12 protein-coding genes are annotated in these 11,579 nt (G+C 57.3%); 2 read left to right on the forward strand and 10 right to left on the reverse strand.

The window, feature by feature from the left end:
* Positions 1-25 precede the first annotated feature (25 nt).
* The 7 genes from HKX44_RS07570 to HKX44_RS07600 form a co-directional block, all read right to left on the reverse strand.
* Positions 26-241 (reverse strand): hypothetical protein, encoded by a 216-nt coding sequence (locus HKX44_RS07570; RefSeq protein WP_276150661.1) that lies wholly within the window; start codon positions 239-241, stop codon positions 26-28.
* Positions 242-581: 340 nt separating this feature from the next.
* Positions 582-929 (reverse strand): hypothetical protein, encoded by a 348-nt coding sequence (locus HKX44_RS07575; RefSeq protein WP_276150838.1) that lies wholly within the window; start codon positions 927-929, stop codon positions 582-584.
* A 99-nt stretch (positions 930-1,028) separates the two neighbouring features.
* Positions 1,029-1,175 carry a hypothetical protein gene (locus tag HKX44_RS07580; RefSeq protein WP_169737475.1) on the reverse strand — a complete coding sequence of 49 codons (147 nt, stop codon included), beginning with the start codon at positions 1,173-1,175 and terminating at the stop codon, positions 1,029-1,031.
* 214 nt (positions 1,176-1,389) lie between these two features.
* On the reverse strand, positions 1,390-1,770 hold the full coding sequence (locus tag HKX44_RS07585; RefSeq protein WP_276150662.1) for a DUF6497 family protein: 381 nt from the start codon (positions 1,768-1,770) through the stop codon (positions 1,390-1,392).
* Entirely contained in the window at positions 1,767-2,165 is a 399-nt protein-coding gene (locus HKX44_RS07590) for a cupin domain-containing protein (RefSeq protein WP_276150663.1), read from the reverse strand. The genes HKX44_RS07585 and HKX44_RS07590 overlap by 4 nt, the downstream gene beginning before the upstream one ends.
* Complete coding sequence (locus tag HKX44_RS07595) at positions 2,162-3,043, reverse strand: hypothetical protein (RefSeq protein ID WP_276150664.1); 882 nt, start codon at positions 3,041-3,043, stop codon at positions 2,162-2,164. Before HKX44_RS07595 ends, HKX44_RS07590 begins: the two co-directional genes overlap by 4 nt.
* A 10-nt stretch (positions 3,044-3,053) precedes the next feature.
* Positions 3,054-4,586, reverse strand: coding sequence for an acyl-CoA carboxylase subunit beta (locus tag HKX44_RS07600; RefSeq protein ID WP_276150665.1), 1,533 nt, complete (start codon positions 4,584-4,586; stop codon positions 3,054-3,056).
* A gap of 192 nt (positions 4,587-4,778) precedes the next feature.
* Here HKX44_RS07600 and HKX44_RS07605 point away from each other — a divergent pair, with 192 nt between their 5' ends.
* Together HKX44_RS07605 and HKX44_RS07610 are read left to right on the forward strand one after the other, a co-directional pair.
* A complete protein-coding gene (locus HKX44_RS07605; RefSeq protein WP_276153701.1) occupies positions 4,779-5,990 on the forward strand; it encodes a multidrug effflux MFS transporter in 1,212 nt (403 codons plus the stop codon).
* A 49-nt stretch (positions 5,991-6,039) separates the two neighbouring features.
* Complete coding sequence (locus HKX44_RS07610; protein ID WP_276150667.1) at positions 6,040-7,440, forward strand: helix-turn-helix transcriptional regulator; 1,401 nt, start codon at positions 6,040-6,042, stop codon at positions 7,438-7,440.
* A 1-nt stretch (position 7,441) separates the two neighbouring features.
* Here the strand turns inward: HKX44_RS07610 and HKX44_RS07615 are convergent, their stop codons facing one another.
* The 3 genes from HKX44_RS07615 to betB form a co-directional block, all read right to left on the reverse strand.
* Positions 7,442-8,092, reverse strand: a complete 651-nt coding sequence (locus tag HKX44_RS07615; RefSeq protein ID WP_276150668.1) for a thermonuclease family protein — start codon at positions 8,090-8,092, stop codon at positions 7,442-7,444.
* Between the two features lie 88 nt (positions 8,093-8,180).
* Positions 8,181-9,839, reverse strand: coding sequence for a choline dehydrogenase (gene betA, locus HKX44_RS07620; RefSeq protein WP_276150669.1), 1,659 nt, complete (start codon positions 9,837-9,839; stop codon positions 8,181-8,183).
* A 259-nt stretch (positions 9,840-10,098) separates the two neighbouring features.
* The gene (gene betB, locus HKX44_RS07625) at positions 10,099-11,556 is read right to left on the reverse strand and encodes a betaine-aldehyde dehydrogenase (protein ID WP_276150670.1); all 1,458 of its coding nucleotides are present in this window, start codon (positions 11,554-11,556) and stop codon (positions 10,099-10,101) included.
* Between the last annotated feature and the right edge of the window lie 23 nt (positions 11,557-11,579).

Here is an 11,579-nt window from a genome sequence, read left to right on the forward strand (position 1 = left end):
CGCGGAATGCGCCGTGAACGTTAGGTCAGTTGACGGATCTGCATTTGCCCGGATTGAGTTGGCAATAGGCAATGTTGCCAGCCGCGCCGATGGCCGCCCCTTGCAAAACGCTGCCGCTGGTGACTGCCGCCGCACCTGCGCCGACAGCGGTGCCAACAAGGCCCTGTTCGGCAAGCGTGTCACCGCAGGCAGCAAGGCCGGCGCACAAGAGGATCGCTGCAAGAGCGGGTTTGATGGACATTTTTCTGTTCCTTGTCTGCTCGTATCTGCACAGACAACGCGGAACGCCGTGCAGGGTTCCATGCCGGGTGCAGACGGTTTTGTCTTTTCACCCGGAACAATCGCCGCAGGGGGACAATCGCCTCCCAAAAAAGAGGGCAGCAGCGCGGCAAATTTGCCCTGCTGCCCCAAAGGGGAAGAGGTGTGGTTCTGCTGTCCTGAAAACGGTACCGATAGGGCACGGGTTTCAGCAAAATCCACGTTGGAACACTCTGCCGCAAAGCCCAAGCAGGCGGCGCGAATCAGCGCCGTTTCGGCTGTCTGCCGCTGGTTGAGAGGACGTGCGGGCAGGTTCATGCCGATCAATCCTCAAAAGCTTCGGGGAATGCGGCACGGGCTGCGGCCTCGTCGATCACCAGCAGGCTTTCGTAATGGGCCGGGTCAAACGGATCGGTAGCGGGCAAGACTTCGCGGCCAAACAGCCATGACAGACGCCCGGCATCCAGATTGCCCCGCTCAAACGGGTGCGGGCCGAAATGCTCCCACAGCGCTTTCATAAAGCCGGCGTCAGCCCGCCTGTCTGCGGGACGCCGGTCAGAGCGGCGCTCGCGCTGGCTCAGCGGCGTGACCCCCTTTGGATTGGGGCGGCGGATGGTGAATTGAAAATCGGTACTGGGCAAGCGGCCCGGAAATCCACGATGTTTCAACATATAGGCTGGCATCAGACGGCCCTCCGATTTTGGGGCCGTGATTGGCGCGTTGACATCATGGGTGTCGGGACAGGCGCAACCGCCTGCCCCGAGGCAAGATTACTTGTACTTACCTGTGTATGTTGGCTCGACCGAGATGGGCTCGGGCTCGACAACAACATATTCTTCTTCGGTCTGGCCGGATGTACAGGCAGCAACAGTGGCGATGAAACCAATGGCTGCCAGGAATTTGATGCTCTTTGACATTTCTGTCTCCTGTCTATGTAAGTGGCGCGTGCTTTGTAAATCTGCCTCGCACGCCCCGTTTCTGAGGTAAGGGATACTTGGGTATTCCTCGTCCGCACCATAAGGTAGTCTGCGCTGAAAACATATCCAGCCTGTCGCAATCGGCGGGTCTGTGACGGTAAAGCCTCAGTATTCCGCCCACATGAGAAGTTAACCGCAAGATGTTGTGGTTGCATTACAAGCTCTCCCAGATACAGGTGTTATCCACAGGACGAAAAGCTTCGAAAAATTGTGTCGCTTCGGGGGCTGGCACACCGAATTCCGTCACACGATCTGCCAGAGAGATGATGATCATATCCCCTGCCAGCGCATGGGTGTCGGAGTAGGGCAGCGCCAATGCGGTGCAAAGGTGCATCATATCTTCCGCCGCAACGTCATAGGCCATCGCCCTGCCCGCGCGCGCAATGTCCGGCGCGATAAAGCGAAACCGCAGCCATGTTTCGCTTTCCACCGCATCCACCAGCACCTCATGCAGGGTGACCGGCTGTCCCGAGGGGACATCGGCGGCCAACGCAGGGCTGGCGGCAAGGAGAAAGGCAGCGAGGATGGCTTTCACGGGGCCTCCTCGTCTTGCGTGGGGAAATCGGCAGGCGAAATGATTTCGATTAGCTCCATATCGTCGGAATGACGCAGTTCGCGGTGTTTGATGCCAGCGGGCTGGAGGACACAGGAACCTTCGCGTAGCAGGTGTTCCCCCTCGCCTTCATATTCAAACACCACCCAGCCTTTGGTGACATAGACCATCTGGAAATCGAGGTCGTGAGAGTGCCACGTACCGGGGGATTCCATACCAGGCACCGCGCGGATCACATGCGCGCCGTGTGTGCCTTTGGTCGCGTCCTTGATGCCAAGGTCGCGGTATTCAAAGAACGGACGCAGCCCCGCGCCTTTAAACGTGCCGGAGTCTGCGTGGGCTATGGTGAAGGATTGGTTTTTGAAGGGGGAGGTCATTTTCTTTCAACCAACTTTTCTAACAATCCCTGTATGGTTTCTACAGATATCGCTCTAGTCGCACCCGCAACTTTCTGATCCTTGTTCAGAATGAAATTACGTTCTTCGTTCATGAGGCTTTCGGCGAGACTGGAAAATTCAGTACCGCCTGACTTGAGGCACGCACCTGCATATCTAAGTTCTAGATTAGTAATCTCGTTCTTATTTTGCTTAATATCAGATTCATTGGATGCATGCATGCGAAGGAAAAACGAAGCTGTTAACTGGACAAGCAAAACGATAGTGAGCCTCGGAAAAAACACAGTAGCAAACTCAGAAAAAGTATTTGTCGAGAGAACTGGAGTTAGCCAAAAAAGAAGAACACCAAGAGCAACAACAGAAAATATCGAGAAACCCAAGCCAAATGCAAGGTTTGTGGTCGAACGGTTCCTCAACCTGTCACTTTCTGCGAGCAACCGCATCTGGCTCGTCGCAAAAGCATCTTTCCACTTATCACCACTATCTGGATCAGACCGATCTAAAGCTATAACCGAGAGCCGATCCAATTCGCTTCTAGCCAAAGACAGAAGCGATCTTGCGTCGTCTCGTTCTTTTTCGAGTTCAATTATGGTTGTTTTTCTTACTTCTTTGCTACGGCTATCTAAGACTACCCCAAGCAACCCGCTAATATATCTTGATGTTAGAGACGCTGAATCTTCCAACAACTTGAGACTATTCTTGTTTTCGATGATACTCTTGAGCGCCCTTAGGTAAAGAGGAACTAGGAAACCAGCAACAGCCACCATCCCTACTACACCTAACACAGTTGCTAAAAATTCACTTTTTAAGTTACCGCTCACTGCATCGACCAGCAAACTCCAGTTCAAAGAATCTGACACCCTCAAATCCTCACAACGGAATATTACCGTGCTTCTTCCAAGGGGTTTCGACCTTTTTGTTCCGCAAGGAAGCAAAGGCCCGGGCAATGCGTTTGCGCGTGGTGCGTGGCTGGATCACCTCGTCGATGAACCCGCGCTCTGCCGCCACGAAGGGATTGGCGAACCGGGCCTCGTAATCCGCGGTATGCTGGGCCAGTTTCTCTGGATCATCCTTATCCGCACGGTGGATAATCTCGGACGCGCCTTTGGCCCCCATCACGGCAACCTCGGCAGTGGGCCAGGCATAGTTGAAATCCGATTTCAGGTGCTTGGACGCCATCACGTCATAGGCTCCACCGTATGCTTTGCGCGTGATCAATGTGACCATGGGCACTGTCGCCTCGCCGTAAGCATAAAGCAGTTTCGCACCATGTTTGATCACGCCGCCGTATTCCTGCGAGGTGCCAGGCAGGAAGCCGGGGACGTCGACCAGCGTCAGGATTGGAATCTCGAAACAGTCGCAGAAGCGCACAAACCGCGCGGCCTTGCGCGAACTGTCGATGTCCAGAACACCAGCCAGCACCATCGGCTGGTTGGCGACGACACCCACGGTGCGACCTTCGATGCGGATAAAGCCGGTGATGATATTTTTGGCAAAGTCTTGCTGAATCTCGTAAAAATCGCCCTCATCGCCCAGCTTCAGGATCAGTTCCTTCATGTCATAGGGCGTGTTGGCATTGCTCGGCACCAGCGTGTCAAGCGACGCCTCAATGCGGTCGGGCTCGTCAAAGAACGGGCGTACCGGTGCCCCCTCACGGTTGTTCGCCGGCAGCAAGTCAACCAAACGGCGCACTTCGGCCAAGGCTTCCACGTCATTTTCGAACGCAGCATCGGCAACGGAAGATTTCTTGGTATGGGTCCCTGCCCCGCCCAGTTCTTCAGCGGTAACCACCTCGTTGGTGACGGTCTTGACCACCTCTGGACCGGTGACAAACATGTAAGAGCTGTCTTTGACCATAAAGATGAAATCGGTCATCGCCGGCGAATAGACAGCGCCCCCCGCACAAGGCCCCATGATCACGCTGATCTGCGGAATAACACCGGACGCCATGATGTTGCGCTGGAAGATTTCCGCGTATCCGGCCAGCGAATCCACACCTTCCTGAATACGTGCGCCGCCTGAATCGTTCAGCCCGATCACCGGCGCGCCGTTCTGCATCGCCATATCCATGATCTTGCAAATCTTTTTCGCGTGGGTTTCTGACACAGAGCCGCCCAGAACGGTGAAATCCTGAGAATAGAAATAGACCAGACGTCCGTTGATCGTGCCCCAGCCCGTAACCACGCCATCACCTGCAGGCTTTTGATTTTCCATACCAAAATCGGTACAGCGGTGCGACACGAACATATCGAATTCTTCGAACGAGCCCTCGTCCAGCAGCAGGTCGACCCGCTCCCGCGCTGTCAGCTTGCCGCGCCCATGCTGCGCGTCAATCCGGTTCTGACCGCCACCAAGACGGGCAGTTTCGCGGCGCTCTTCCAGCTGTTCAAGAATATCTTTCATCGCTAACCTCTGCTTAATATTTCGGCGATACTACCGAAAGGGATACCCCTGAGGAAAGGGCCATTGTGCATATTTGCAAAGTATATTCAGCGTGATATCCGCAAACTGCAACATTGCAAATATTCAGTGACATCATGGACAAGCCCCAATTAGAGGCATAGTTCCATTTGCATGAATAAGGCTTCCCCCCCGATGCCCGACATCCGCTTTCTGGATCGCAGCACCCCGCCCGCCGTTTTTACACTGATCACGCTTGCCGGCCTCAGTGCCTTGGTCATGAACATCTTTCTGCCAAGCCTGCCACATATGGCCGAATACTTTGACACCTCTTACGCAACGATGCAGCTGACGGTGCCGCTCTACCTGCTGTGCAGCGCGGTGATCCAGCTGTTCATCGGGCCGATTTCCGACAATCTGGGCCGTAGACCGGTTATGATTGCCGGCCTTGTTTTGTTCATGTTGGCGACTTTGGGCTGTATCTTCGCCCCGAATACCGGCGTTTTCTTGGCATTCCGCATCGCACAGGCCGTCATCGCCACCGCCATGGTATTAAGCCGGGCGGTGCTGCGCGACCTCTACACCCAAGATCAAGCGGCATCAAAAATCGGCTATGTGACGATGGGCATGGCGTTGGTGCCGATGGTGGCCCCGGCAATTGGCGGGGCCATCGAACAGGTCGCTGACTGGCACCTTACCTTTTGGCTAATGTTCGTCATTGCCGCCGGCGTTCTGGCCCTGGTGATACTGGACATGGGGGAAACCGCAGAGCCGTCCAGCATTTCGATCCTGCGCCAGTTCAGGGAATACCCCGAACTGCTGCGCGCGCCGCGATTCTGGGGGTATGCGCTGGCCTCGGCCTTCTGTTCGGGTGCCTTCTTTGCATACCTGGGGGGCGCACCCTTTGTCGGCACCACGGTTTTCGGCCTCGATCCCTTCTGGCTTGGCATCTACTTTGGCGCACCTGCGATCGGGTATTTCGGCGGCAATTGGATCACCGGCCTGTTCGCAACCCGCTTTGGCGTGAATGCACTGGTGCTTTTCGGCTGTATCGCGGCCACGCTGGGATCAACCCTGTCATTGATCATCTTTCTGACCGGGCACGGAAACGCCGAAACCTTCTTTGGCATGATGACCCTGATCGGTCTTGGCAACGGGTTGTGCATCCCGAACGCCACCGCCGGCATGCTGTCGGTCCGCCCGCATCTGGCCGGCACCGCATCCGGCCTAGGCGGGGCGATCATGATCGGCGGCGGCTCTGCGCTTGCGGTGCTGGCGGGGCATTTGCTGACGGCGCAATCCGGGGCCTACCCCTTGATCCTGATCATGCTGATTTCCTCGTTTCTGGGCATCATCTCGATCCTGCTGGTGATCCGGCGCGCCAGAATACTCGCATTGCAGTCTTGAGTTTGCAAAGCTAGGCTAAAGCGATCTGCAAAGCTGCAAAGGGCCCGACATGGCCATTCAAAAACTCTATGCTGGCGCCAAGCTGCGCGAAGTGCGCACCAAACTGGGCCTGACACAAAAGGACTTTGCCGCGCGCCTTGGCGTATCCCTGCCCTATCTGAACCAGATGGAGAACAACAACCGGCCGATTTCCACAACGGTTGTCCTCGCGCTGGCCTCGGAGTTCGGCCTTGATGTCACCGAGTTAAGCGCCGGTGACAGTGAACGCCTGGTCAGTGACATGCGTGAAGCCATGGCCGATCCGGTGTTTCAGGGCAAGATGCCCGCCCTTGCAGATATCCGACTTACTGCATCGAATGCCCCGGGATTGGCACGTGCCTTTCTGGACCTGCACCAAAGCTACCGACAGACCCATGAACGCCTTGCATCCCTAGATGAAGCACTGGGGCGCGAAGACGCGAGAAGTGCGCCGTCCCCTTGGGAGGAGGTGCGCGACTTCTTTCACTATTGCGATAATTACATCGACTCGGTCGATCATGCCGCCGAACATTTCGCTGGCCGTGAAGGTGGGCATCGCAACATGCGCGTTGCCGCCGTTTCCGCCCTTGGCAATGCCGGTATCACCGTGTCCTTCGAGGATATGGACGTGCTGCGCCAGTTTGATGAAGCGGCCGGAGCGCTGCGCATTTCGGCACGGGCCGCCCCCGAAACCCAGACCTTCCAACTGCTGTTGCAGGTCGCCTTTACCAAGCAGGACGCACTGCTGGAAGCCACGCTTGATCTGGCGCGTTTCACCACAACGGCGGCGCGTGACATCGCCAAGATCGGGCTGGCCAATTACTTTGCCGGTGCGGCGTTGATGCCCTATGCCCGGTTTCATGCAGCAGCACAAAACAACCGCCATGATCTGGAACTACTGTCCAGTGAATTCGGGGCGTCGATTGAACAGGTGGCCCATCGGCTTTCCACCTTGCAACGCCCGGGCAGCAAAGGTGTGCCGTTCTTTTTCGTCCGCGTCGATCAGGCCGGGACGATCACCAAGCGCCATTCTGCCACCCGCCTGCAATTCGCCCGTTTTGGCGGCGCGTGTCCGTTGTGGAACGTGCATCGCGCCTTCGAAACACCGGGGCGGTTTTTGCGGCAACTGGCCGAAACACCCGATGGCGCGCGCTATATCTCGCTGGCACGCGACATCTCAAAGCCAGCAGGACGGTTCGGCGCACCGGTACGCCGCTTTGCCATCGCTTTGGGCTGTGAAATGCGCCACGCGGAACAACTGGTCTATGCGGACGGCATGGACATGACCCGCGATGCGGCGTTTGAGCCGATTGGTATTTCCTGCCGGATATGCGAGCGCAAAGCCTGCCATCAACGGGCTGTGCCGCCCCTCGAAAGACATTTGGTGGTGGATCAAAACCTACGCGACGTCCTGCCCTATCGCGTTGAATAGTCTATATTTTTGATCTGCGCCAACCGGATGCACGGGCCTGTGCTTCGGAACAGAACCACTGTTCCCCCTTGGATAGATCAATGCCGGTCCTGTCATAATATTTCTGCCCCGGCAGATGGAATATACGCGCGCCCTTGGCGTTGATATTGCCCTTGATCCGGCAATCGGGATCTGGCGCAACCCGCCCCTTGGTCCGCGTCAGCCGGTAGCGCGCCGGGGCCTCGATGATGAATCCGTGGATGCCCAAATCAGCGACATATGCGGATTTTTCTTCCAGATCATAGTCATTGGAATATTTCCGATAAGCAAAGGCCAACCCGTCCGCGACCATCTGCCGGCCAATGTCTTCGCCTGCCACAAAACAGCGCGCCACAACGCGGTTGTATTTCCGATCCCAATCGGTGGCTTCGCATCGTGCCTGCGCCCCCTGATAGCGGTCGCGCACCTGTCGCGTTACCCAGTCGCCGCAGCCCCAGTTCTGTCCGCCAAGCGTCGTGCAGGGCTGGTTCCGCTCGGGGGCGTCGATGCCGTGTAAACGTACGCGCACATCACCGACATCCACCGTATCGCCATCCACAACACGCAGTTTACCACGCAGCTCAGCCGCTTGGGTGGCGTGGGCAATGGTTACAATCAGGGCGAGAAACGACATGAGTCTTAGCATATCGTTAAAGTGAAGCAGCCCTTCTTAACATTCAACAACAATCACAACATATGGTGAATCACCGCGGCACAAACCACTAACGCTGCTTGGTCTCCCATGCAGGGTGATTCCAAGGTTGATCGTTGGCGCGGGCCAGCGGATCAAGCCCCAGCAGCAAATCGGACACTTTTTCACCCACCATGATCGACGGCCCGTTCAGGTTGCCATTGGTGATCCGTGGAAAGATCGAGCTGTCCGCCACACGCAGCCCGTCCACCCCGATCACCCGTGCCTGCGGGTCCACAACGGCATCCGGATCATCTGCACGCCCCATCCGGCAGGTGCCACATGGGTGATAGGCGCTTTCGGCATGTTCGCGGATCACCGCGTCCAGCTCTGCATCACTCTGATGCGCCGCACCGGGCTGAATCTCGTGTTTGACAAAAGGCTTGAACGCCTCCTGCGCAAAAATCTCGCGGGTAAGGCGAATGCAGGTGCGGAATTCCTCCCAATCTTCGGGATGGGACATATAGTTAAAGCGGATTTTCGGATCATCCGCCGGATTGCCCGAGCGCAAAGTGACACTGCCGCGCGACCGTGAACGCATCGGGCCAGTGTGGGCCTGAAACCCATGCCCCTCCGCCGCCGCCTGCCCGTCATAACGCACCGCAATCGGCAGAAAATGGAACTGAATATCGGGATAGGGCACCCCCGCTTTGGACCGAATGAACCCCGCGCTTTCGAACTGGTTCGATGCCCCCATGCCGGTCTTGGTGAACAACCATTGCGCCCCGATGACGGCCTTGGACAAAAGGTTCCAATGTTTATAGAGCGTGATCGGTTGCGAAGCCGCCATCTGGATGTACATTTCAAGGTGGTCTTGCAGGTTTGCGCCGACACCGGGCCTGTCGGCCAGCACCTCGATACCATGCTCCGCCAAATGTGCCGCGGGTCCAACCCCCGACAACATCAACAATTTCGGCGAATTGATTGACGAGGCGGCCAGCACCACCTCACGCTCTGCTTCAATTATCTCGCGCTTGCCGCCGCGCAAGACTTCAACCCCGGTGGCCCGCCCGTCAGAAATCACCACCCGCTGGGCAAGGGCCTGAACCAGCTCGACATTGCCGGTCCTTTGCGCTGGCCGCAGATAAGCATTGGCAGCAGACCAGCGCCGGCCTTTCCACACGGTTTGCTCCATCGGGCCGAAACCCTCTTGCTGCTTGCCGTTGTAATCATCCGTCACCTGATATCCGGCCTGCTCCCCCGCCCGCACAAAGGCCTCAAACAGCGGATTGTCCCGCTTGCCCCGGCTGACATGTAACGGCCCGTCCGTGCCACGCCAGGCCGGATCACCTCCATGCCCACCAGAATGCCAATTCTCCATCCGCTTGAAATAGGGCAGCACATCAGCATAGGCCCAGCCCTGCGCGCCGGCCTCTTCCCAATGGTCATAATCCTGCGCATGACCGCGCACATAGACCATGCCGTTGATCGACGAAGAGCCGCCAATCACCTTGCCACGCGGACAAACCAGCTTGCGCCCGCCCAGATGTGGCTCTGGCTCGGAAGAATAGCCCCAATCATAGCGTTTCATGTTCATCGGGTAAGACAGGGCCGCCGGCATTTGAATAAACGGCCCGGCATCGGTGCCACCATGTTCGATGACAATCACGCGCCGTCCCGCCATGGCAAGCCGATACGCCATGGCACAGCCCCCACTGCCCGCACCCACAATTACAAATTCAGCCTTCATCTCACCACTCCTGTGATTCTGCGCGGGGTCAAGGATCGCAACGCGACCGGGCTTTGCCCGGCTTGTCCTTGAGGCTGCGCAGAATCGCACCTAAAAATTGAACAGGTGTCTTGAGCCACAGTATGTGGCCTCAAGCACCTCTCAGCAGCTTTAACTCGCTGCCCTAACCTCAACCGATCCCATCAGAAAACCGGGGCAGCACATCCCGGGGCACGCCAAGAATATAATGTGCGTCAGCACACCTTCGGATCACGCCCGGTCAAAACGGCGCTTCGACATCGTCCATGCGCACAAACACCGACTTCAGCTGCGTATAATGTTCGATGGCGGTCTTTGCGTTTTCACGCCCGACACCGGAACTCTTTGATCCACCAAACGGCGCTTCGACCGGCGCATCATTATAGGTGTTGATATAGCAGGTGCCGGCCTCGAACCGCGCAGCCACCCTATGGGCGCGGGCCAGATCACGGGTAAACACACCAGCGGCCAGACCAAATTCCGTGTCATTGGCGCGGGCCAGAACCTCGTCTTCTTCCTCAAAATCCAGCACCGCCATAACCGGCCCGAAAATTTCCTCGCGGGCGATGACCATGCTGTCGGTCACATCCGCAAAAACAGTCGGCTCAAGGTAATACCCATCGCGTTCCAGTTTCTTGCCCCCGGTGACCAGACGCGCACCTTCGGCCTGCCCTTTCTCAATATAGCCCAGCACGATATCCATCTGGCGCTGTGATACCATCGGACCAAAGCTGGTTTCGGGGTCCATCGGATCACCAATCACCGCATTGCCCAGACGCTCGGCAAGTTGGGTCAGAAACTGCTCCTTGATTGCCTTATGCACAAACACCCGGGTGCCATTGGAACAGACCTGACCAGAGCTGTAGAAATTCCCCAGAATGGCACCGCTGACCGCGTTTTCGACATCCGCATCCTCGAAAACGATCAGCGGTGATTTCCCGCCCAGCTCCATTGTAACATGTTTGATCCCGGCCGCTGCGGCAGCATAGACCTTGCGCCCCGTCGGCACCGATCCGGTCAGGGATACCTTGTCGACACGGGCATCTGTAACCAGTGCATTGCCAACCTCGCCCATGCCCTGCACCACGTTGTAGAGCCCTGCGGGCAAACCCGCTTCATGCAAGACTTCCGCCACCTTCAAGGCGCAAAGCGGTGTGGTTTCGGAGGGTTTAAAGATCATTGCATTGCCGCAGGCCAGCGCTGGTGCGCCTTTCCAGCAGGCAATCTGTGTCGGATAGTTCCACGCGCCAATGCCGACACAAACGCCCAGCGCCTCGCGGCGGGTATAGACCCAGTTTTCGCCCAGCTGGATGTGCTCCCCGGTCAGGGTTGCCGCCATGCCGCCGAAATACTCAAGCGCATCCGCCCCGGAGGTCGCATCCGCAACGCTGGTTTCCTGATAAGGTTTGCCCGTGTCATAAGTTTCCAACACCGACAGATCATGATTGCGCGCGCGCATCAGATCTGCGGCTCTGCGCAGGATACGTCCGCGCTCGGTCCCGGTCATCGCGGCCCACGCCGCCTGTGCCGCCTTTGCAGCGGCAAGCGCGCGTTCCACGATCTCCGGTGTCGCGGCATAAACGGTGGCGATTTTTTCACCTGTGGCCGGGTAAATCACGTCGATCGGGGTGCCAGCGGTATCTTCGACATATTCACCGTTGATGAAATGGCTGGCCTTGGGCTGTGTATCATAGGGCATCGGATAAGAACTTTCATGCCTCC

It is taken from the genome of Sulfitobacter sp. M05 (genome assembly GCF_029285175.1).
In the GTDB taxonomy this organism is placed as follows: Bacteria; Pseudomonadota; Alphaproteobacteria; order Rhodobacterales; family Rhodobacteraceae; genus Sulfitobacter.